The organism is Streptomyces sp. M-16 (genome assembly GCF_052114405.1).
Classification (GTDB): domain Bacteria; phylum Actinomycetota; class Actinomycetes; order Streptomycetales; family Streptomycetaceae; genus Streptomyces.
Window position 1 is genome coordinate 1 of sequence record NZ_JBFRER010000134.1, and the last position, 19,940, is coordinate 19,940.

24 protein-coding genes are annotated in these 19,940 nt (G+C 72.9%); 17 read left to right on the forward strand and 7 right to left on the reverse strand.

Going from position 1 to position 19,940, the window contains the following annotated elements; all coding sequences use genetic code 11:
- Positions 1-76 precede the first annotated feature (76 nt).
- Both AB4039_RS36490 and AB4039_RS36495 read right to left on the reverse strand, forming a co-directional pair.
- Positions 77-985 (reverse strand): S41 family peptidase, encoded by a 909-nt coding sequence (locus AB4039_RS36490; RefSeq protein WP_266838493.1) that lies wholly within the window; start codon positions 983-985, stop codon positions 77-79.
- A 64-nt stretch (positions 986-1,049) separates the two neighbouring features.
- On the reverse strand, positions 1,050-2,294 hold the full coding sequence (locus tag AB4039_RS36495; protein WP_266838492.1) for a hypothetical protein: 1,245 nt from the start codon (positions 2,292-2,294) through the stop codon (positions 1,050-1,052).
- Positions 2,295-2,433: 139 nt separating this feature from the next.
- Between AB4039_RS36495 and AB4039_RS36500 the strand changes: the two genes are divergently transcribed.
- Positions 2,434-2,595, forward strand: a complete 162-nt coding sequence (locus AB4039_RS36500) for a hypothetical protein (RefSeq protein ID WP_266838491.1) — start codon at positions 2,434-2,436, stop codon at positions 2,593-2,595.
- A gap of 12 nt (positions 2,596-2,607) precedes the next feature.
- On the opposite strand, the gene AB4039_RS36505 is transcribed toward AB4039_RS36500, so the two are convergent.
- On the reverse strand, positions 2,608-3,156 hold the full coding sequence (locus tag AB4039_RS36505) for a DUF1062 domain-containing protein (protein WP_442272779.1): 549 nt from the start codon (positions 3,154-3,156) through the stop codon (positions 2,608-2,610).
- A gap of 469 nt (positions 3,157-3,625) precedes the next feature.
- Here AB4039_RS36505 and AB4039_RS36510 point away from each other — a divergent pair, with 469 nt between their 5' ends.
- The 4 genes from AB4039_RS36510 (at position 3,626) to AB4039_RS36525 (ending at position 6,184) form a co-directional block, all read left to right on the forward strand.
- Positions 3,626-4,276, forward strand: coding sequence for a DUF4360 domain-containing protein (locus tag AB4039_RS36510; protein ID WP_266838489.1), 651 nt, complete (start codon positions 3,626-3,628; stop codon positions 4,274-4,276).
- A gap of 35 nt (positions 4,277-4,311) precedes the next feature.
- A complete protein-coding gene (locus AB4039_RS36515; protein ID WP_442272780.1) occupies positions 4,312-4,974 on the forward strand; it encodes a DUF4360 domain-containing protein in 663 nt (220 codons plus the stop codon).
- A gap of 141 nt (positions 4,975-5,115) precedes the next feature.
- A complete protein-coding gene (locus AB4039_RS36520; protein ID WP_442272781.1) occupies positions 5,116-5,964 on the forward strand; it encodes a helix-turn-helix domain-containing protein in 849 nt (282 codons plus the stop codon).
- Entirely contained in the window at positions 5,924-6,184 is a 261-nt protein-coding gene (locus tag AB4039_RS36525) for a DUF397 domain-containing protein (RefSeq protein WP_442272782.1), read from the forward strand. The genes AB4039_RS36520 and AB4039_RS36525 overlap by 41 nt, the downstream gene beginning before the upstream one ends.
- A gap of 43 nt (positions 6,185-6,227) precedes the next feature.
- Here AB4039_RS36525 and AB4039_RS36530 read toward each other — a convergent pair whose 3' ends face one another.
- Both AB4039_RS36530 and AB4039_RS36535 read right to left on the reverse strand, forming a co-directional pair.
- Positions 6,228-6,641 carry a spore-associated protein A gene (locus AB4039_RS36530; protein WP_266838486.1) on the reverse strand — a complete coding sequence of 138 codons (414 nt, stop codon included), beginning with the start codon at positions 6,639-6,641 and terminating at the stop codon, positions 6,228-6,230.
- Positions 6,638-7,084 carry a spore-associated protein A gene (locus AB4039_RS36535; RefSeq protein ID WP_266838485.1) on the reverse strand — a complete coding sequence of 149 codons (447 nt, stop codon included), beginning with the start codon at positions 7,082-7,084 and terminating at the stop codon, positions 6,638-6,640. The genes AB4039_RS36530 and AB4039_RS36535 overlap by 4 nt, the downstream gene beginning before the upstream one ends.
- A gap of 268 nt (positions 7,085-7,352) precedes the next feature.
- Between AB4039_RS36535 and AB4039_RS36540 the strand changes: the two genes are divergently transcribed.
- The 6 genes from AB4039_RS36540 (at position 7,353) to AB4039_RS36565 (ending at position 12,650) form a co-directional block, all read left to right on the forward strand.
- Positions 7,353-8,135: a 2-keto-4-pentenoate hydratase gene (locus AB4039_RS36540; RefSeq protein WP_266838484.1), complete on the forward strand. Its 783-nt coding sequence runs from the start codon at positions 7,353-7,355 to the stop codon at positions 8,133-8,135.
- A 13-nt stretch (positions 8,136-8,148) separates the two neighbouring features.
- On the forward strand, positions 8,149-9,045 hold the full coding sequence (locus AB4039_RS36545; protein ID WP_266838483.1) for an acetaldehyde dehydrogenase (acetylating): 897 nt from the start codon (positions 8,149-8,151) through the stop codon (positions 9,043-9,045).
- Positions 9,042-10,076, forward strand: coding sequence for a 4-hydroxy-2-oxovalerate aldolase (gene dmpG / locus AB4039_RS36550; RefSeq protein WP_266838482.1), 1,035 nt, complete (start codon positions 9,042-9,044; stop codon positions 10,074-10,076). Before AB4039_RS36545 ends, dmpG begins: the two co-directional genes overlap by 4 nt.
- 63 nt (positions 10,077-10,139) lie before the next feature.
- Entirely contained in the window at positions 10,140-11,291 is a 1,152-nt protein-coding gene (locus AB4039_RS36555; RefSeq protein WP_442272783.1) for a Rieske 2Fe-2S domain-containing protein, read from the forward strand.
- Positions 11,288-11,518, forward strand: a complete 231-nt coding sequence (locus AB4039_RS36560; RefSeq protein WP_266838480.1) for a hypothetical protein — start codon at positions 11,288-11,290, stop codon at positions 11,516-11,518. The genes AB4039_RS36555 and AB4039_RS36560 overlap by 4 nt, the downstream gene beginning before the upstream one ends.
- Positions 11,511-12,650 carry a ferredoxin--NADP reductase gene (locus AB4039_RS36565; protein WP_266838479.1) on the forward strand — a complete coding sequence of 380 codons (1,140 nt, stop codon included), beginning with the start codon at positions 11,511-11,513 and terminating at the stop codon, positions 12,648-12,650. Before AB4039_RS36560 ends, AB4039_RS36565 begins: the two co-directional genes overlap by 8 nt.
- 90 nt (positions 12,651-12,740) lie before the next feature.
- Here AB4039_RS36565 and AB4039_RS36570 read toward each other — a convergent pair whose 3' ends face one another.
- On the reverse strand, positions 12,741-13,622 hold the full coding sequence (locus AB4039_RS36570; protein WP_266838478.1) for an IclR family transcriptional regulator: 882 nt from the start codon (positions 13,620-13,622) through the stop codon (positions 12,741-12,743).
- Between the two features lie 206 nt (positions 13,623-13,828).
- On the opposite strand from AB4039_RS36570, the gene hsaA reads away from it, so the two are divergent.
- The 6 genes from hsaA (at position 13,829) to AB4039_RS36600 (ending at position 19,309) form a co-directional block, all read left to right on the forward strand.
- On the forward strand, positions 13,829-14,998 hold the full coding sequence (hsaA, locus tag AB4039_RS36575) for a 3-hydroxy-9,10-secoandrosta-1,3,5(10)-triene-9,17-dione monooxygenase oxygenase subunit (protein ID WP_266838477.1): 1,170 nt from the start codon (positions 13,829-13,831) through the stop codon (positions 14,996-14,998).
- Complete coding sequence (gene hsaD, locus AB4039_RS36580) at positions 14,995-15,855, forward strand: 4,5:9,10-diseco-3-hydroxy-5,9,17-trioxoandrosta-1(10),2-diene-4-oate hydrolase (RefSeq protein ID WP_266838476.1); 861 nt, start codon at positions 14,995-14,997, stop codon at positions 15,853-15,855. Before hsaA ends, hsaD begins: the two co-directional genes overlap by 4 nt.
- A gap of 11 nt (positions 15,856-15,866) precedes the next feature.
- On the forward strand, positions 15,867-16,760 hold the full coding sequence (locus AB4039_RS36585) for a VOC family protein (protein ID WP_266838475.1): 894 nt from the start codon (positions 15,867-15,869) through the stop codon (positions 16,758-16,760).
- Complete coding sequence (locus tag AB4039_RS36590; protein WP_442272784.1) at positions 16,748-17,284, forward strand: flavin reductase family protein; 537 nt, start codon at positions 16,748-16,750, stop codon at positions 17,282-17,284. Before AB4039_RS36585 ends, AB4039_RS36590 begins: the two co-directional genes overlap by 13 nt.
- Positions 17,281-18,954 (forward strand): FAD-dependent oxidoreductase, encoded by a 1,674-nt coding sequence (locus tag AB4039_RS36595; protein ID WP_442272785.1) that lies wholly within the window; start codon positions 17,281-17,283, stop codon positions 18,952-18,954. The genes AB4039_RS36590 and AB4039_RS36595 overlap by 4 nt, the downstream gene beginning before the upstream one ends.
- A 76-nt stretch (positions 18,955-19,030) precedes the next feature.
- Positions 19,031-19,309, forward strand: coding sequence for a hypothetical protein (locus AB4039_RS36600; RefSeq protein ID WP_266838472.1), 279 nt, complete (start codon positions 19,031-19,033; stop codon positions 19,307-19,309).
- A 22-nt stretch (positions 19,310-19,331) separates the two neighbouring features.
- Here AB4039_RS36600 and AB4039_RS36605 read toward each other — a convergent pair whose 3' ends face one another.
- Entirely contained in the window at positions 19,332-19,937 is a 606-nt protein-coding gene (locus tag AB4039_RS36605) for an HAD family acid phosphatase (RefSeq protein WP_442272786.1), read from the reverse strand.
- Positions 19,938-19,940 lie beyond the last annotated feature (3 nt).

Here is a 19,940-nt window from a genome sequence, read left to right on the forward strand (position 1 = left end):
GCGCAGGCGCCGGGGGCGGTGTACGGGGCGCAGTAGCCGACGGGGGCGGCCGGGCCGCCCCACCGCGCGGCCCGGGTCAGCGGGGCCCGGCGTCCGCCTCCGCCCGCCGCAGCGCGGCCTTGAGCGCCACGTCGAGGGCCTGCTCCGCCGGGACCTCGACATCGGGAACGACCCCGACGCCCTCCCAGTTGGTGCCGGTGACGGTACTGATCGCGCGGCTCGTCGGCACGGTCACCAGGACGTGCTCGGCCACGGCGTGGCGCTCCGTCGGATGGGCGCCGCCCCGCGTCGTCCCGCCGACGACGGTGGCCCGTCCGTGCGCCTGCAGGGTGTACGCCACGTCCTCGCCCCCGGAGAACGTGGCCGCGCTCGTGAGCACGTACACCGGGCGGCCCGCGTAGCGCGGCGCGGGCAGGTGGGCGGTCGTCCAGAACTGGCGGGTCGTGTCGGTGCGCCGGTCGTAGATGTCGTTCAGGTGCACCTGGTCGTCGGGGAAGAAGTAGCTGCACCACATCGCCGCCCCCTCGGCAGACCCGCCGCTGCACGCCCTCAGGTCCAGGACGAGCGCGGAGCTGTGCGCGACCAGCTGCATGGCCGCTCCGATCATGCCCGCGCCCTCGGCGGCGGTCGTGATGCGCCGGAGGTCGATGAGCCCGACGTTCCCCTCCAGGTGCTCGACGCGGCCGATCCCGTGGTTCTCCGCCCGGAGCAGCGCGAGGAAGGCGGCCTGCCCGCCGTCGTCGTCCGCCGGCTCCAGCGACTGCGGAACGTCCGTCCAGAGCAGCCGCAGGTGCTTGTCCGGACAGGCCTCCTGGAGGTGCGCCGTCACCGTCTCGCACAGCACCGGGCCGTCCAGCCCCTCGTACGCACCCGCCGCGAGCCGGCTGCGGATCGCGGTCGCGATGAGCGCGGCCTTCTCCGGGAAGACGTAGCCCGTGCTGATCCGGTCCAGAGCCAGCTCGATCATTCGTTCGTTGGTCGACATGGTGGGCCATGCTAAGGGCCAACCAGCCTTGGAGCAGCGCGATTTCCGGCGCGGGCCGACCGCTTCAGGTACGGAACCAGCGGCGCTTGGGCTGTTTTCCCTCCGGCTTGGGCGCCGAGGGGGTGCTCTGGGCGAACGCGCCCCGGAATTCGGGCGCTGCGGCGATCTCGGCCCGGCCCTCGGTGCGCGACCTGTACCCCTGAAGCAGGTGGCGCCTGTCGTCGTACCGGTCGGTCTCCCCCAGGAGCCTGGCCAGCAGGATGAGCTCCCGGGCAGGTGCCCACGTGCCCGCCTCGACGAGTACCTGGTGCGCCCACTGGGGAGGCTGCTCAAGAGTTCTGTCGCCGTCCGCGAAGGTGACCTTCACCGTGGGGGCGGTCAGTTCGACGATGTCCTTGGCCTTGCGCTGTGTGCCGATGCTGCGGCTCAGGCGGGTGGGCTCGATCGGGCGGCCCATACTCCTGAAGGCCGCGTACAGCTCGGGGAGGAGCGCGACCGGAAGGTCCCGCGCCGCCAGGGCCAGCAGGCTGTCGGCCTGCTCGTCTTCTCCCTCGTCGCGGAACGCGACGACGGCCCGTGCGACGTCCCCGGGGTCTCCTGTCCAAGGGGTCGCTCCCGCTCCCCGCCACACCTCGATCTCGGCCGCGGTCTCCTTCAGGGCCTGACCTGCGCGTTCGGCGTCGGAGCGCTGGAGCCGGAGCAGGGCCTCGTGCTGCTGCACCAGGTCCTCCAGCCCCTCGATCCGGCGCGTGACGCCTTCCAGTTCCCCTTCCAGGCCCCGCACCTCCTCGTGGCCACCGGCCGGCCGGTCGAAGACGTCGGCGAGGCTCGCTTCGAGCCGTTCCCGGTGCTCCCGCTCGCGGGCGATCTCCTCGCGCAGCCCGGCGAGGTCCTGCGCGGTCCGCACGCGTTCCTCCTCCAGCGCGATCCGCAGGGCCTGCTCCTTGTACTCCCGCGCGATCAGCGGACCCTTGGTCTGCGCGGCGGCGTACAGGCGGTTCCACCCCTCCCTGACCCGCTCGGGATCCACGGCCCCGCGTTCGGCCAGCAGCCGGTGCAGGGCCGGCAACAAGGGCGGCTGCGGCAGGTTCGCACCGCTCAGGAAGCGGGAGAGCCGGCTCGCGTCCACCTTCACTCCGGGCTCGTTCTCCTTGAGCCACGTCACGATCTCCGTGGAGGACATCCCCAGGTCCTCGCGCAGTTCGCGCAGGTGCTGCGCGAACGCCGCCTCCTCGGGATTGAGCCCCTTCAGGGAACCCAACCTCTGCAACGACTGGGCCCCGCTCGGGCTCGAAGGCTGCTCTGACATGCACTTTCCCCTCTTGCGAGGCGCGCAACTTGCGGGCCGTCGCGCAATACGGGCTTGCGGCGTCGCCAACATGACGCCAGGACCGTTCTCTTGACCCAACGGCCCGCCAACGGGCCCGAGGGACAAGGAGAACCACCTCATGTCGCGCACCCTACGCACTGCGGACACCCCGCCGCGCCCGTTCCTGGAGATCCGGATCCGGGGACTCCACCTGACCGTCGAGCACGTCCCGCACCGCCTGCTCACCCTCGTCACCACCCTCGGCGGAGCCTTCGCCGGGGCCGTCTGGTACCCCCGGTAGWCCCGGGAGGACTCAGCGCTTGAGCGTGAAGGTGAAGTCGCCGGAGAGCCTGCCGCCCAGCCGGACCGCCGAGACGAGCTTGCCCTCCTCGGCCAGCCTCTCCGTCTCCGCCCGCGAAAGGCCGCAGCCTTCGGCGATCAGCCGCAGCGGCCGGACGGGGATCCGTGCCGCGAAGCGGACCGACACGTCGATCACCTCGCGGTCCAGGTGGTCCGATCCGCCGGTGTCGAGGCGCCAGGCGCCGTCCCAGTCGAGGGCGATGCGATTGCGCCGCCGCAGGACCGGATCCTGGAGCAGCTCGGCCGCCAGGCCGGGGTCGTTGTCGTGCAACCGGTCCAGCAGCCCGGGCCGGACCGAGCGTACGTTCGCCCGCTCCAGAACCGTGAGCTTCGCCGTTTCCCCGCATCCGGTGCAGAGCACGAGGAGCCAGGCGTCGAGGAGCTTGTGGTGTGCGTTGACGCGGAACTTTCCGTTCGCCCGGAAGCGATCGGACGCGCACGTGTGGCAGCGGCGCAGGACGAGCGGCAGGCATGTGGGCATGACGACCCAGTTGTTGAGCACAGGGGTACACCGTTTTTCAGTGAGAAGACCGCAGCAGGAAGCAGCGCGTCGCAACAGGCGCGACGCGCTACGAATCAGCACTCGGGGGGTCTCACACGGTGTACAACGGGCCGTCCTTGCCTGGGCGATGTGGTCCGGCAGCACGGTAAGGGCGGGCAGGGGCTCCGTTCCACCGGTTTTCGGCAGGGAAGGCGTGCGGCACGGACACGCGCGCGGCCGGTCCGGCGGGATCGCCGGGCCGGGGTTCGGGACATCCTGTGTGCCGCCGGGGCGGTGCGGCGGGCCGGGCGGTGGGGGAGCGCGGCTGATGGGTGCGGTCGCGGGGGGCTGCGGACTCGCGGGTTCCGGCCAGGGGGCGGCGGCCGGGCCCGGCCCCGGGCCGCTTGTCCGGTACGCGTCCCTCCCGGACCCCTCCGGCTGTGATGGCATGTCCACGCCCAATCCCGCTCCTACGGACGGAGAAGCAGACATGCGCCTTCGCAGACTCACCCTCGGGGCCGCCGCCATCGCCCTGGCGGCCGTCGCCGCTCCCGCCCCCGCCCAGGCCGACACCCCTACGGTGCCGCCCGGACGCGTCACCGTGGAGGTGGCCGGGGCCAACGGCTCGGGCTGCCCCGCCGGAACCACCAGCGTCGCCGCCGCCCCCGACAACACCGCCTTCACCGTCACCTACAGCGACTACCTCGCCCAGACCGGCGCCGGCTCCGGCGGCACCGACTTCCGCAAGAACTGCCAGCTCGCCCTGCGGGTCCACGCACCCCAGGGCTACACGTACGCCATCGCCCGCGCCGACTACCGCGGCTTCGCCAGCCTCCAGCGCGGGGCCTTCGGCCAGGAGCGCGCCGGCTACTACTTCCAGGGCGCCTCACAGACCGCCCGCACCACCCACCAGTTCAACGGCCCCTACGGGGACAACTGGCAGGCCAGCGACCAGACCGGCTACACCGACCTGGTCTGGGCCCCCTGCGGCGAGACCCGCAACCTCAACGTCAACACCGAGCTGCGCGTGTACGCCGGCTCGTCCAGCCCCCAGGCCCTGAGCTTCATGAGCATGGACTCCACGGACGGGAGCGTGAACACCGTCTACCACTTCGAGTGGAAGGAATGTCCCGCCGCCTGACAGCGCGTTGCGCGTAAGCAGAAGGAGTGACAACGATGTCGCATTCCCTGTCCCGCACCCTGTTCGTCGGCGGCGCGGCCGCCGCCCTGATCGCCACCGGGGCCCCGGCCCAGGCCCAGGCGTCCATCACCGTCCCGCCCGACAAGATCGTCATCGAACTCGCCACCGTCAACGGATCCGGCTGCCGCGAGGGCACCGCCCAGGTCGCCGTCGCACCCGACAACACGGCCTTCACCGTCACCTACAGCGAGTACACGGCCCAGATCGGGCCCGGCGCCCCGCCGACGGCCTTCCGCAAGAACTGCCAGCTCAACCTGCGCGTCCACGTGCCGAACGGCTTCACCTACGCCATCGTCCAGGCCGACTACCGCGGCTTCGGCTACCTCCAGCCCGGCGCGACCGGCGTGGAACGGGCCAGCTACTACTTCCAGGGCATGCCGCAGACGGCCCAGCGGACCCACACGTTCAGCGGCCCGTTCAACGACAACTGGCAGTCGACCGACAAGACGGAGTATGCCGACCTCGTCTGGGCCCCCTGCGGCGAGAAGCGGAACTTCAACATCAACACCGAACTCCGGGTCAACCCGGGCACGTCCAGCCCCACCGCCACCAGCTTCATGGCGATGGACTCCACCGACGCCAGCGTGAACACCCTGTACCACCTCGCCTGGGCGACCTGCCCCACGCCGAAGGCGTAGCCCCCGCGGCGGAGGGGCCGGGACCGACGTGCGACGGGCCCCGCCCCCTCCGCTGTGCGGATTGCCCGATTCCGGGTACCGGTACGCGGTCGCGTGGTTACGCTCGGCTACAGACCGACCGAACTTGGGGGTGACCGCCTCGTGGTCAACATCCGCGACCTCGACCCCAGCGCCTCGCCGCTGGACTACTACGGCTCCGAACTGAGGCGCCTGCGCGAGGAGGCGAAGCTGAAGCAGGAGGACCTGGGCGGCATCGTCTTCTGTACGGGGTCCCTGATCGGGCAGATCGAGACGACACGGAAGGTCCCGACCAGGGATTTCTCCGAACGGATTGACGCTGCGCTGGGGACGGGTGGCCTCTTCTCCAGGTTGGTGGGGCTCGTGCTGAGGAGTCAGCTGCCCACCTGGTTCCAGCCCATCGCGGAGATGGAAGCGAGGGCGGCGTACATCTCCACCTACCAGGCGCAGATGGTCCACGGGCTGCTCCAGACGGAAGATTACGCGCGGGCGGTGCTGGCTACGGGGTTGCCGGACAGCCTTGAGGATCTGGTGGCGGCTCGGTTGGAACGTCAGCGGATCCTGCTTCGGGAGCATCCACCCATGGCATGGGTGGTGCTGGACGAAGCTGTGCTGTTTCGGCCGATCGGCGGTCGCGCGGTCATGCGCCAGCAGCTCACGCGCCTGCTGGGCTTCGCTGAGAAGCGTTGGGTGCGGATTCAGGTGCTCCCGTTTGACGCTGGTGCGCACGCGAGTCTGAYCGGTTCGTTCACCACCATGCGATTCGATGACGATCCGGACATCGTCTACTCGGAGGACTTGATCTCCGGTCACATGACGGCCAACCCTGACACGGTCAAGGAAGCCGCCCTTCGTTACGCTCACTTGCAGGCAGCTGCCCTTTCGGTTGAGGAGTCAGCTGCGTTGATCATCCGCGTAATGGAGGAACGCTATGGGCACGAGCCAGGACCTGACCAAGGCGCGGTGGCGTAAGTCGAGTTACAGCGGAAATACCGGCGGCGAGTGCATCGAGTGCGCCCCCCTCGGCAGCGCCACCTGGGTCAAAGCCAGCTGCAGCGGAGGCACCGGCGGCGACTGCGTCGAGGTCTCCCCCCAGCCCTGCCGCGTCGCCGTGCGGGACTCGAAGAACCCCGGGGGGTCCGTGTTCACCGTCGGGCGGGATGCCTTCGCCGCCTTCGTCGGGGCCCTGTAGTGCGTGGGGTGGGCGGGGGCGGCCCCGCCCACCCCACGGTTGCTCAGTTGCAGTGCCCGGGGCCCCGGGTGACGCTCTCGGTGCCGATCGTGCCGCCGAAGGCGATACAGGTGTTGCGGCCGTCGATGTACACCGGGCCCGCGTACGAGGTGTAGGAGCCGTTGTCGACGCCGCCGCCCCCGGTGGCCAGGCGGGTCACCCACGCCTCCATCCACACCGCCGGGCCGGCGTTGTTGCGGACCGTCACTACGCAGTTCTTGCCGGTCGAGGGGTTCCACGTGAGGTGGACCGTGCCCACCGAGCCGATGTTGGCGGACTCGACGAGCGCGTACCCGGCGCCGCACTTGCCGTTGTACCCGGCCGCATGGGCCGTTCCCGTGGCCGCGAGGGTCGCGGCGGCCGTCAGCGCGAGCGCGCCCGCCGCCGAGGCGACGCGGCGCCGTCGGACCGCGCTCACCGCGCGACCGCGTTCAGGTTGCCGCAGTGGCCCCAGTCCGAGTTCGCGGACACCGAGCGGACCTGCCCGTTGAACTGCACACAGGTGCCACGGGCGTCCAGGTAGACGGGACCGGCGTGGTACTTGTAGTCGCCGCCGTCCGAGACGATCGTGTTGTCGCTCGCGCGGGACAGGCCGACGAACATCAGCTGGGCCGTGCCGCTGCCGCTCTTGGGGACCGTGTAGGCGCAGTTCCGGCCCGTGGTGGAGCTGCAGTAGAGGTAGGTGTAGGTGTAGCCGGTCGCGTAGTCCAGGGTGTCGACCTTGGTCCCCTCGCAGGCGGGGGCGGCCGCCTGGGCGGGGGCGGCGACGGCCGTAGCGGCCAGGGCGAGTCCGGCGGCGGCCAGGGCCACCGCCCCTCGCCGCATCACTCCGTGCCGTAACACGCCCATCCGAGAAGGCATGCTCGTGCTCCTTGTCCGGGAGTCGATGGAATCGCGGTGATTTCCTCACGACCGGGCGACGACCGCAAGGCAGGTTCGCCGCCGCCGGAGGAAATGACCGAGACGGTGCGGCGGCGGGGCGGATTCCGGTGCGTACCCCCACCCCCACCCCCACCCCCACCCCCGCCCCCAACCGCTTTCCCGCTCAGCGGGACAACGGCCTCCCGCCCCCGCCCGCCCCGCGCCTACCGTCTGCGGCACCACACACCACCGCAGCCGGGAGGCCCCCATGCTCGACGACCGGCTCCGGCGCGAGGCCGCCGCACTGCTGCGCGCGGCGGAGCGCGAGCGGGTCCCCGTACGGCCGCTGACCGAGCTGTTCGCGGGGATCGACGCCGAGGACGCGTACGGGATCCAGCTGATCAACATCGAACGGTCCCTGGCCGGCGGCGCCCGCGTCACCGGCCACAAGGTCGGGCTGTCGTCCCCCGTCATGCAGGCCATGATGGGCGTCGACGAGCCCGACTACGGGCACCTCCTCGACACCATGGAGCTGCGCCCGGACACCCCCGTCCCGGTCGCCGCCTACTGCGCGCCCCGCATCGAGGTCGAGGTCGGGTTCGTGCTCGGCGACGACCTGCCGGGGGAGGGCTGTACCGGGGCCGACGTGCTCGCCGCCACAGAGCGCGTCGTCCCCGCCCTCGAACTGATCGACAGCCGCATCGCGGACTGGCGGATCACCCTCGCCGACACCATCGCGGACAACGCCTCCTCGGCCGGCTACGTCATCGGCGAGGGCCGCGACCCCCGCGAGCTCGACCTCAAGGCCGTCGAGGCCCGCCTCACCACCAATTCCGGGCTCCTCGCCACCGGCCGCTCCGACGCCGTCCTCGGCGATCCCGCGACCGCCGTCGCCTGGCTGGCCCGCACCGTCGCCCGCTTCGGCGTCCCGCTGCGCAAGGGCCACCTGATCCTGCCCGGGTCCTGCACCCGGGCCGTGGACGTGTCCGCCGGGCGGACCTACACCGCCGACTTCACCGGGCTTGGCCCGGTCTCCCTCTCCTTCTGCTGAGGTGCACGCGCACGTGAAGAAGAAAGCAACCGCAGCCATCGTCGGCTCCGGCAACATCGGCACCGACCTGCTCTACAAGCTGCTGCGCTCCGAGCACATCGAACCCTGCTGGATGGTCGGCGTCGACCCGGACAGCGAGGGCCTCGCGCGGGCCCGCCGGGCCGGGCTCGACGTCACCCACGAGGGCGTCGACCGGCTCCTGGAGCGCGACGAGCTGCCCGACCTGGTCTTCGAGGCCACCTCGGCGTACGTGCACCGGGCCAACGCCCCGCGCTACGCCGAACTCGGCATCCGGGCCGTCGACCTGACCCCCGCTGCCGTCGGCCCGGCCGTCGTCCCGCCCGCGAACCTCACCGCCCACCTCGACGCGGCCAACGTCAACATGATCACCTGCGGCGGTCAGGCCACCATCCCCATGGTCCACGCCGTCTCCCGGGTGGTCCCCGTGGCCTACGCGGAGATCGTCGCCTCGGTGGCCTCCGTGTCGGCCGGCCCCGGCACCCGCGCCAACATCGACGAGTTCACCCGTACCACCGCGCGTGGCATCGAGGAGATCGGCGGCGCCGCCCGCGGCAAGGCGATCATCATCCTCAACCCGGCCGACCCGCCCGTCGTCATGCGCGACACCGTCTTCTGCGCCATCCCCGAGGACGCCGACCGCGAGGCCGTGAGCGCGTCCGTCCGGCAGGTCGCCGAGGACGTCGCCGCGTACGTGCCGGGCTACCGGCTGCGCGCCGAGCCGCAGTTCGACGACCCCTCGCCCGCGACCGGCGGGCACGCCCGGGTGGCGGTCTTCCTGGAGGTGGAGGGCGCGGGCGACTACCTGCCGCCCTACGCCGGGAACCTCGACATCATGACCGCCGCCGCCACCAAGGTCGGCGAGGAGTTCGCGAAGGGCCTCCACCTGTGAAGACGTACTCCGACACCCTCGACATMCGGATCACCGACTCCTCCCTGCGCGACGGCTCGCACGCCAAGGGCCACCGGTTCACCGCCGGGGACGTACGGTCGGTCGTCGCCGCCCTCGACGCGGCCGGGGTCCCCGTCATCGAGGTCACCCACGGCGACGGACTCGGCGGCTCCTCCTTCACCTACGGCTTCTCCGCCACCCCGGAGCAGGAACTCATCAAGGCCGCCGCCGACACGGCGCGCAACGCGAAGATCGCCTTCCTGATGCTGCCGGGCCTGGGCGTCAAGGACGACATCCGCGCCGCCCACGCGGGCGGCGGGACGATCTGCCGGATCGCCACCCACTGCACGGAGGCCGACATCTCCGTCCAGCACTTCGGCCTGGCCCGCGAGATGGGCCTGGAGACCGTCGGCTTCCTGATGATGGCCCACTCCACGAGCCCCGAGGGCCTCGCCCGCCAGGCCCGGATCATGGCGGACGCCGGCTGCCAGTGCGTCTACGTCGTCGACTCCGCCGGGGCCATGGTGATGGACCAGGTCACCGACCGGGTCGCGGCGCTGGTCGCCGAGCTGGGCGACGACGCGCAGGTCGGCTTCCACGGGCACGAGAACCTCGGCCTCGGCGTCGGCAACTCGGTCGCCGCCGTACGGGCCGGAGCCCTCCAGATCGACGGCTCCACCCGCCGGCTCGGCGCCGGCGCGGGCAACACGCCCGTCGAGGCGCTCGCCGCCGTCTGCCAGAAGATGGGCATCCGCACCGGCATCGACGTCCTCGCCGTCATCGACGCCGCCGAGGACGTGGTCCGGCCCGTCATGGACGAGGAGTGCCGCCTCGACCGGATGGCCCTGCTCATGGGCCACGCCGGCGTCTACTCCAGCTTCCTGAAGCACGCCTGGCGCCAGGCGGAGCGCTACGGGGTCTCCGGAGCCCGGATCCTGCTGCGCGCGGGCGAACGCCGGCTGGTCGGCGGCCAGGAGGACCAGCTCATCGACATCGCGCTCGAACTCGCCGCCGAACACCGGACCGCGTAGGCCCCGCAGGCCCCGTACGCCGTCCCCCGCACCGTTCACCCCCAGAGAAGAGGAGGGCCACCCATGACCCCGACGACCTCGGCAGAGGACGGACCCCGTGTCATCGAGGCGGCCGCCGTCCCGGCCCGCTTCGCGCGCGGCTGGCACTGCCTCGGGCTCGCCCGCACCTTCAAGGACGGCAACCCCCACGAGGTGGAGGCCTTCGGCACCCGGCTGGTCGTCTTCCAGGGCGCCGAGGACCCCACCCTGCGCGTCCTGAACGCCTACTGCCCCCACATGGGCGGCAACCTCGCCCACGGCACCGTCAAGGGCGACACCGTCGCCTGCCCCTTCCACGACTGGCGCTGGTCCGGCGACGGCCGCTGCGCCTCCGTCCCCTACGCCCGCCGCGTCCCGCTGCGCGCCCGCACCCGCGCCTGGACCACCCTGGAACGCAACGGCCAGCTCTACGTCTGGCACGACCCCGAGGGCAACCCGCCGCCCCCCGGGGTCACCATCCCCGAGATCGAGGGCTTCGGCAGCGCCGAGTGGAGCGACTGGAGCTGGAACGCGCTGCGCGTGGAGAACTCCCACTGCCGCGAGATCGTCGACAACGTCGTGGACATGGCGCACTTCTACTACGTGCACTACGCCTTCCCGCGCTACTTCAAGAACGTCTTCGACGGACACGTCGCCACCCAGTACATGGAGTCCACCCCGCGCCCGGACGTGGACCTCGGCACCCTCTCCACCGGGGGCGGACTGCGCTCCGACGCCTCCTACTACGGCCCCTCGTACATGATCGACCGGCTGTGGAGCGACGTCGGCGGCGGCCAGGAGATGGAATCCGTCCTCATCAACTGCCACTACCCCGTCGACGGGAACTCCTTCGTCCTCATGTACGGGGCGATCGTCAGGAAGCTCCCCGGCATGAGCGACGAGCAGGCCGCCGACGCCGCCCGCCTGACCGCCGAGGGCCTCGCCGTCGGCTTCGAGCAGGACGTCGAGATCTGGAAGAACAAGACCCGCATCGACAACCCCCTCCTCACCGAGGAGGACGGCCCGGTCTACCAGCTCCGCCGCTGGTACGAACAGTTCTACGTGGACGCCGCCGACGTCCGCGAGGAGATGGTGCGCCGCTTCGAGTTCGAGATCGACACCACCCGCGCCACCTCCGCCTGGGAGGCGGAGGTCGAGGGGAACCTGGCCCGCCGGGCCGCCGGAGCCGGCGGATGACGCCCGTCGAGTGCGGGGAGTGCGGCAACCGGGTGCTGTGCGAGAAGTTCAGCCCCGCCCACACCCAGGTGCAGTGGACGGCGGACGCCGCCGCCGTCTGCCCGCGGATCGCCGCCGCCACGGCCGCCGGACGGCCCAGCGCCCGCGTCCGCTCCTGCCCGGCGCTGCGTGCGGGCATCGAGGCGGCCGTCCGCGAGGGCCGCCTGGAGGTGCCCGCCGATGCCTGAACACCGATCCGCTACGACGGCCCGCCCGGCGGCGCCCGAAGCCCCGGCCCCGGCTGCGGGCCGGGGCGGAGCCCCCGGCAGGCTGCTGGTCCGCGTCCGGGAACGGATCCAGGAGACCGCCGAGGCCGTCTCCCTCGTCCTGGACGCGGAACTCCCGTACGCGCCGGGGCAGTTCCTCACGGTCAAGATCCCCGGCGGCGCGGCCCGCTGCTACTCCCTGGCCAGCTCCCCGCACACCGGCGAGCCGATGCGCATCACCGTCAAGCGGGTCCCCGGCGGGCTCGGCTCCGGCTGGGTCTGCGACGGGGTGGCCCCCGGGGACGTCCTGGAGGTGCTGCCGCCCGCCGGGACGTTCACGCCCGGCCCCGGCGGGCTCGACCGGGACCTGCTGCTGGTGGCGGGCGGCAGCGGGATCACCCCCGTGCTCTCCCTCGCGAAGTCGGCGCTGGCGGCCGGGCGGGGCGCGGTCGCGCTGCTGTACGCCAACCGCGATCCCGACTCGGTGATCTTCCGGGAGGAGCTGCGGGACCTGGCCGGGGAGCACCCCGGGCGGTTCACCGTCCTGCACTGGCTGGAGTCCCTCCAGGGGCTGCCGACGGCCGCCGGACTCGGGGCCCCGCTCGCCCCGTACGCCGGGCGGGAGGCCTGGCTGTGCGGGCCCGGCCCGCTGATGGACGCCGCCGAGACCGCACTGCGCGCGGCGGGGGCCGGCGGCCGGATCCACCGCGAGCGCTACTTCTCGCTCGGCGCCGACGTCTTCGCGCCCGCCGCCCCGCAGCCGCCCGCCGTCCCGGCCGTCGGGGGAGCGGCACCGGCCGGGCCGGAGGCGGACGCGGAGCCGGACGCGGAGGAGGAGCCGGACGCGGAGGCGGAGGTGGAGCTGGACGGGCGGACGTACCGGCTGCCCTGGCGGCGCGGGACCCCGCTGCTCGACGTGCTCCTCGCGGCGGGCGCCCCGGCCCCGTACTCCTGTCGCGAGGGCGCCTGCAGCGCCTGCTGCTGCCGGGTGCTGGACGGCCGGGTGACGATGGCGCGCAACGAGGTCCTGGACGACGCCGACCTGGCCGACGGATACGTCCTGGCCTGCCAGGCGCTGCCGCTCACCGGCCGGGTGCGCATCGGCTACGCGTAGGGGACGCGCATGAGGAAGGCTCCGGGTCCGGCCTCCTGGCGGGGAGGTCGGGCCCGGAGCCCTTCTCGTGCGGTGGGATATGACTACCCGCTACATCCACTCGCTGAACCGCAGCCAGCCCAACATGTTGTCCATCGCCCGCGCCGGCACCGCCGGTTCGAGGTCCCGCGGGGGCGCGGAGGGCGTCCGGGCGGCCCGCCCGGCCCCGTAGAGCTCCCGCCACACGGCCCGTGCGCACGCCGCCACCACGGGGGCCAGCCGGGCCAGTTCCCGTTCGCCGCCGCGGCAGGTGGACACCGAGACGGCGGCGATCGCCCGTCCGGAGCCCCGCAGCGGTGCCGCCGCGCAGGAGACGCCCCGGAAGCTCTCCTCCCGGTCGAAGGCGATCCCGCGCTCGCGGGTGGCGGCCAGCTCCGCGCGCAGGGCGTGCGGCCGGACCAGGGTCCGGGCGGTGTGCGGGCGGAGGCCCTGCGCGAGGACGTGCTCGACGCCGTCCGGGCTGGCGAAGGCGAGGATCGCCTTGCCGGCGGCCGTGGAGTACGCGGGCATCCGGCCGCCGACCCGGGAGGGCACGGTGGTGGCCTCCGAGCCGCCGATCCGCTCCAGGCACACCACCTCCGCCCCGTCCAGCACCGACAGGTGCACCAGCTGCCCGGTCCGCTCGTGCAGGGCGTGCAGCAGCGGCAGGGCCGCGCGGCGCAGCCGGTTGTGGTGCGAGGCGAGCCCGCCCAGCTCCAGCATCCGCATGCCCATCCGGTAGTCCCGCCCCTCCCGGTCCAGCCAGCGCAAGCGCACCAGCTGGTCCAGGATCCGGTGGGCGGAGGAGCGCGGGATCCCGGAGCGGCGCACCACCTCGGTGAGCGAGAGCCGCGGCTCCGGGCCCTCGAAGGCGCCCAGCACGTGCGCGGCCTTCTCCAGCAGCGACAGCGGCGCGGGCTCGGTGTCCATGGTGCCCATGACCTGGTCCGACACGGGAAAACCCCCTGCGTGAGGCGTTGGGGCGACCCTGCCACGCGGCTCCCGGCCCGGGGAAGGACCCGGACGGATGTATTTCRTTCAGTAATACTTCTGATCGTCCGGTTCGGCCTTCCCATTCAGCGGGAACGGCGCGTTCCGCCCCCGCACCCCCCGGCGTACGTTCACCGCACCCCGAAGCCGTAGACCCGAGAAGGGACACCATGAGCGACGAAGACGTCCTCGACGCAGTCCGCGCCCTCGCCCCGGCCCTGCGCGCCCGCGCCGCCGAGGCGGAGGCCCACCGCAAGGTCCCCGACGCCAGCATCAAGGAACTGGCGGACACCGGCTTCTTCCGCCTCCTCCAGCCCCGCGCCCACGGCGGCCGCGCCGCGCACCCCGGCCTCTTCTACGCCGCCGTCAAGGAGATCGCCAAGGCCTGCGGCTCCACCGGCTGGGTCTCCTCCGTCGTCGGGGTCCACCCCTGGCACGTCGCCCTCTACGACCCCCGCGCCCAGCAGGAGGTCTGGGGCCCCGACCGCGACGCCCGCATCTGCTCCTCCTACGCCCCCACCGGCACCGTCACCCCCGTCGACGGCGGCTTCACCCTCAGCGGGCGCTGGCACTTCTCCTCCGGCTGCGACCACGCCGACTGGGCCCTGCTCGGCGGACTCGTCACCGACGCCGACGGCCGGCCCGTCGACATGCGGACCTTCCTGCTCCCCCGCTCCCAGTACCGGATCGACGACGTCTGGGACACCGTCGGCCTGCGCGGCTCCGGCTCCAACGACATCACCGTCGAGGAGGTCTTCGTACCGGAGCACCGCGCCCTCGGCTTCGGCCCCGTCACCGCCCTCAGCGTCCCCGGCCACGCGGTCAACCCCGAACCGGTCTACCGCCTCCCGTACGCGGCCGTCTTCACCACCACCATCTCCACCCCGATCGTCGGCATCGCCGAAGGCGCCTACGAGGACCACGTCGCCGCCACCCGCGAACGCTTCCGCGTCTCCTACGGCCAGCAGGTCGCCGAGGACCCCTTCGCCCAGGTCCGCATCGCCCGCGCCGCGAGCGACATCGACGCCTCCTGGATCCAGCTCCAGCGCAACGTCGCCGACCTGTACGCCCTCGCCGAACGCGGCGAAACCCTGCCCACCGCCCTGCGCACCCGGGCCCGCCGCGACCAGGTCCTCGCCACCGAACGCTGCGTCCGCGCCGTCGACCTCCTCATGGAGAACGCCGGCGGCAGCGCCCTGCGCACCGGCCCCAACCCCGTCCAGCGCGCCTGGCGCGACATCCACACCGGCCGCGGCCACGCCGCCAACGACCCCGAACGCGCCCTCGTCCTCTTCGGGCAGGGCGCCCTCGGCCTCGACATCCAGGACACGATGCTGTGAGCCCCACCTACGAGACCTACGAGAACACCTCGCGCACCGTCGAGGCCGCCGGGCTCGCGCTGCACTTCCACGAGGCCGGGCCCGCCGACGCACCCGTCGTGATCATGCTGCACGGCGGCGGCCCCGGCGCCTCCGGCTGGTCCAACTTCGGCGGGAACCTGCCCCACTTCGCCACCCGCTTCCGCACCCTCCTCGTCGACCAGCCCTGCTACGGCCGCTCCGCGAAACCCGAACCCGACCGCGACTACTTCAGCTTCAGCGCCCTCGCGACCGTCGCCCTCATGGACGAACTCGGCATCGAACGCGCCCACTTCATCGGCAACTCCCTCGGCGGCGGCACCGCCACCCGGCTCGCCCTCGACCACCCCGGCCGGGTCGACAGGCTCCTCCTGATGGGCCCCGGAGGGATCTCCCTCAACCTCTTCTCCGCCGACCCCACCGAAGGCATCAAGCGGCTCTTCGAGTTCAGCGCCGGCCCGGAGCCCACCCGCGAGCGGATGCGCGCCTTCCTCACCACCCTCGTCCACGACCCGGCCCTCGTCACCGACGCCCTCGTCGAGGAGCGCTTCGCCCGGGCCACCGAACCCGGGGCCCGGCTCGGCAACGCCCGCATGGCCGCCTCCTTCGCCCGCTGGCCCGAGGACACCATGCTCTGGCGCGAAGCCCACCGCATCACCTGCCCCGTCCTGCTGACCTGGGGCCGCGAGGACCGCGTCAACCCGGTCGACGGCGCCTTCCTCGCCCTCAAGGCCATCCCCGACGCCCGCCTCCACGTCTTCCCCCACTGCGGCCACTGGGCCCAGACCGAGGCCGCCGACGAGTTCAACCGCCTCGCCACCGACTTCTTCTCCCACTGAAGGGGCCTTCCATGGACATCCGCGCACTCGGCTACCTGCGCATCGAGACCACCGACCTCCCCGCCTGGCGCACCTACGTCCTCGACCTCCTCGGCATGACCGAGGCCCCCGGCAGCAGCCCCGAGGACCTCCACGTCCGCATCGACGACCGCGTCCACCGCCTCCGGTTCCTCGCCGGACAGCGGGACCGCCTCCTCGCCGCCGGGTTCGAGGTCGCGAACGCCCGCGCCCTGGAGGAGGCCGCCGCCGAACTGGAGGCCGCCGGCTTCCCCGTCAAAGAGGCCGACGCCGCCACCCTCGCCGACCGCCGCGTCCAGGGCCTGATCCACTGCGAGGACCCCAGCGGCAACCCCCTGGAGCTCTACTGGGGACAGGCCCAGGACCACACCCCGCTCGCCTCCCCGTACGGCAACCGCTTCGTCACCGGCGAACTGGGCCTGGGCCACGTCGTCCTCCCCGCCCCCGGCACCGAGGCCACCCTCGCCTTCTACGAGGACCTCCTCGGCTTCCAGCTGCGCGACTCCATGCGGCTGCCGCCCGTCGCCGTCCCCACCGGCGCACCCGGCAGGGACTTCCACTGGATGCGCTTCCTCAGCCCGAACCGCCGCCACCACAGCCTGGGCCTCTACCCCGGCGCGCTGGCGCCGGGCATCGTCCACTTCATGGTCGAACTGGAGAAGCTCGACGACGTCGGCTACTGCCTGGACCGGATGAACCGCGCGGGCGTCCCCATCGCCTCCACCCTCGGCCGCCACTCCAACGACCACATGGTCTCCTTCTACGCCCAGGCCCCCGGCGGCTTCCAGGTCGAGTACGGCTGGGACGGCCTCGTCGTCGACCCCGCCACCTGGACCGCGAAGGAGATCACCGCCGACAGCTTCTGGGGCCACCAGTGGAACGGCTGACGGCCCCCGCGACGGGTCCGGCGGCGGCCCCCGCGACGGACCCCGCCGCGGACCCCGCCCTGCTGCGCAGGGTCCTGGGGACCTTCGCCTCCGGCATCACCGTCGTCGCGGCCGTCGGGGACGACGGCCGCCCGGCGGGGCTGGCCTGCCAGTCCTTCGCCTCCCTCTCCCTGGACCCGCCGCTGGTCCTGCTCTGCGTCGGCAAGGGCTCCTCCAGCTGGCCCGCCGTCCGGGCGGCCGGCCGGTTCGGGGTCAGCATCCTCGCCGAGGAGCAGCGCACCGTGTGCGAGGCCCTCGGACGCCGGGGCGGCGACAAGTTCGCGGGCGTGGCCTGGGAGCGGTCCGCGCACGGGGCCGTCCGCGTCACCGGCGCCCTGGCCACCGTCGACTGCGCCCTCGACACCGTCCACGAGGCCGGCGACCACTGGCTCGTCACCGCCCGGATCCTCGAACTCACCGCCCGCGAGGGCGGATCGCCCCTGCTGTACTTCCGCAGCGACTACGCCACCGGAGCCTTCGGATGACCGACCCGTTCGAGTACGAGTACGAGTACGACGTGGTGGTGGTCGGCTCCGGCGCGGCCGGACTGGCCGCCGCGATCACCGCCCGGCTGCGCGGCCTGACCGTCCTCGTGGTCGAGAAGACCGACAGGTACGGCGGCTCCACCGCCCTGTCCGGCGGAGCCGTCTGGGTCCCCGGCAACCTCCACCTCGACCGGGCCGGCACCGCCGACACTCCCGGCAAGGCGCGCGCCTACCTCGACGCCACCGTCGGCGACCGGGTCCCGCGCGCCCGCACCGACGCCTACCTCATCCACGGGCCGCGCATGGTGCGGGAGTTCCACGACCGCACCGAGGTCCGCTTCATGTACACGCCGGGCTACCCGGACTACTTCCCCGAGGAACAGGGCGGCATGGCCCAGGGGCGTTCCGTGGAGCCGCGCATCGTGGACCTCAGGCGGCTGGGGGAGCTGGGCCGCGACATGCGCCGGGCGGGCCTGCCCACGTACGGGCTGACCATGACCTCGTACGACTTCCGCTTCCTGAACATGGCCGGCCGCACCTGGGCGGGCCGCCGCACCTCCGTGAAGGTCGGGCTGCGGGCCCTGGGGGCGCTGGCCACCGGGCGCAGGCTGCTCTCCCTCGGCGAGGCGCTCGTCGCCCGGCTGCGGCTCTCCCTGGACCGGCTCGGCGGGGACCTGTGGCTGTCGGCGCCGCTGACCGGCCTGGTCACGGACGCCTCCGGCCGGGTGACCGGGGTACGCGTGACCAGGGCGGGCCGCGAGGTCGCGGTGGCGGCCCGGGGCGGTGTGGTGCTGGCCTCGGGCGGCTTCTCACACGACCAGGCGCTGCGCGAGAAGCACCTGCCCGCCCCGACCTCCACCGCCTGGACGCACGCCTCCGAGGGCCAGACCGGCGACGCGCTGCGCCTGGCCGGCGAACTGGGGGCCGCCACCGACCTGATGGACAGGGTGTGGGGCGCCCCCTCGCTGTGCCCGCCGGGGGAACGGCCCTTCTTCCTGGTCGCCGACCGGGGCATCCCCGGCATGGTCATCGTGAACGGGGCGGGGGAGCGCTACGCCAACGAGGCGCTGCCGTACCACGCGTTCGTCGACCGGATGTACGCCGCCGACCGGCCCGGGGCGCGGACCGTGCCGTCCTGGCTGGTCCTCGACGCCCGTTCCAAGGCCCGCTACCTCTTCGCGGGCCTGCTCCCGGGGCAGCCCTTCCCCAAGCGCTGGCTGGAGAGCGGCTTCCTGAAGAAGGCCGCCACCCTGGAGGAACTGGCCAGGGAGCTCTCCGCACCGGGCCTGCCCGACGCGGTCCGCCGCTTCAACGGCTTCGCCGAGCGGGGCACGGACGAGGACTTCGGGCGCGGGAACAGCGTCTACGACCGCTACTACGGCGACCCGACGCTGCCCAACCCCAACCTGGCGCCGCTCGACACGGGCCCCTTCCACGCCGTCCCCGTGCACCCGGGCGACATCGGCACCAAGGGCGGCCTGGTCACCGACGGGGACGGCCGGGTGCTGCGCGAGGACTCCACCCCGATCCCGGGCCTGTACGCCTCCGGCAACTGCTCGGCGGCGGTGATGGGGGAGACCTATCCCGGTCCGGGCGCCACCATCGGCCCGGCGATGGCCTTCTCCTGGGCGGCGGTCAACGCCATCGCGGGCGATCGCGGTCCCGCCTGACGGAGCAGGGTGTTCCGCCGCGGCGTCCCGGGCACAACGCCTCCACGCCGGATGCGACGGAAGGGACGGTGGGGGCGTGGACGGGGAAGAACCATGGGTCAAGGTCACCGTGTTGTCGGGCCTCGTGGTGTGGGGGGCGCTGGGCTGGATCCTGATGGACCCGGACCTACAGGGCGTCCGGGACCGCCTCGGCTGGTGGATGCTCGCCATCGGCGCCGTACCCCTGGTGATCACTGTGCTGGGCACGTTCTTCTTCGCCACCGCCGAGGGCGGTGGCGGCGACTGGGAGAAGGACGGCCACGGAGCCGGCACGGGGGCCGGCTGCGGTGGCGCGTGCGGGGGCTGTGGGGGCTGACCCGGCCCCCGCAGGTCCCGGGTCAGGACAGCTTGCCGCCGTAGTCGGGCAGCTTGACGGTGCGTTCGGCGTGGCCGCCGACGAGGTCGCTCTCGTTGTTGCCGATGTTGGCGATGATCGTGTAGCCGCGTGCCTCGATCTCGGCGCGCTTGGCCGTCTTGTAGGCGCTGACCTGTTCGAACAGGGCCGGCAGGTCCCGTACGTACAGCCCGGTGACCGGGTAGCCGACCGCCTTCAGGTTGCGCTCGGTCAGGGAGTACACGATGCCGGGGCGGGCGGTGACGAAGAAGATCGCGACGCCGCGGTCGTTGGCGTACCGGGTCAGCGCGCGGACCTTGTCGATCGCGGGGGTCGGGAACGTCCAGAACCAGTGGAAGTCCGTCTCCAGCGAGGAGTTGTCGATGTCGAGGACGATGGCCGGCTTCTCCCCGGCGGGGGAGGCGGCGATCCGCTGCTCGATGGCGGGCCGGGCGGCGTCGACGACGGCGGCCACGTCGCGCTGCCAGGTCGCGTAGTCGATGCCCAGGATGGCCGCGTTGCCGCCGGGGGCGGACGCGGCGGGGGCGGCGACGGGCGCCGGCGCGGCGGCCGGGGCGGCCTCGGCGGCGGTGGCCGGCAGCAGGGTCAGGGC

Bases quoted from the DNA above. Each gene is read 5' to 3' on its own strand.
- AB4039_RS36585 (WP_266838475.1), top strand. From the start codon at position 15,867: ATGGACATCCGCGCACTCGGCTACCTGCGCATCGAGACCACCGACCTC.
- hsaA (WP_266838477.1), top strand. From the start codon at position 13,829: ATGAGCGACGAAGACGTCCTCGACGCAGTCCGCGCCCTCGCCCCGGCC.
- AB4039_RS36515 (WP_442272780.1), top strand. From the start codon at position 4,312: ATGTCGCATTCCCTGTCCCGCACCCTGTTCGTCGGCGGCGCGGCCGCC.
- AB4039_RS36565 (WP_266838479.1), top strand. From the start codon at position 11,511: ATGCCTGAACACCGATCCGCTACGACGGCCCGCCCGGCGGCGCCCGAA.
- AB4039_RS36510 (WP_266838489.1), top strand. From the start codon at position 3,626: ATGCGCCTTCGCAGACTCACCCTCGGGGCCGCCGCCATCGCCCTGGCG.
- AB4039_RS36595 (WP_442272785.1), top strand. From the start codon at position 17,281: ATGACCGACCCGTTCGAGTACGAGTACGAGTACGACGTGGTGGTGGTC.
- AB4039_RS36490 (WP_266838493.1), bottom strand. From the start codon at position 985: ATGTCGACCAACGAACGAATGATCGAGCTGGCTCTGGACCGGATCAGC.
- AB4039_RS36555 (WP_442272783.1), top strand. From the start codon at position 10,140: ATGACCCCGACGACCTCGGCAGAGGACGGACCCCGTGTCATCGAGGCG.
- AB4039_RS36495 (WP_266838492.1), bottom strand. From the start codon at position 2,294: ATGTCAGAGCAGCCTTCGAGCCCGAGCGGGGCCCAGTCGTTGCAGAGG.
- AB4039_RS36500 (WP_266838491.1), top strand. From the start codon at position 2,434: ATGTCGCGCACCCTACGCACTGCGGACACCCCGCCGCGCCCGTTCCTG.
- AB4039_RS36540 (WP_266838484.1), top strand. From the start codon at position 7,353: ATGCTCGACGACCGGCTCCGGCGCGAGGCCGCCGCACTGCTGCGCGCG.
- AB4039_RS36525 (WP_442272782.1), top strand. From the start codon at position 5,924: ATGGGCACGAGCCAGGACCTGACCAAGGCGCGGTGGCGTAAGTCGAGT.
- AB4039_RS36535 (WP_266838485.1), bottom strand. From the start codon at position 7,084: ATGCCTTCTCGGATGGGCGTGTTACGGCACGGAGTGATGCGGCGAGGG.
- AB4039_RS36560 (WP_266838480.1), top strand. From the start codon at position 11,288: ATGACGCCCGTCGAGTGCGGGGAGTGCGGCAACCGGGTGCTGTGCGAG.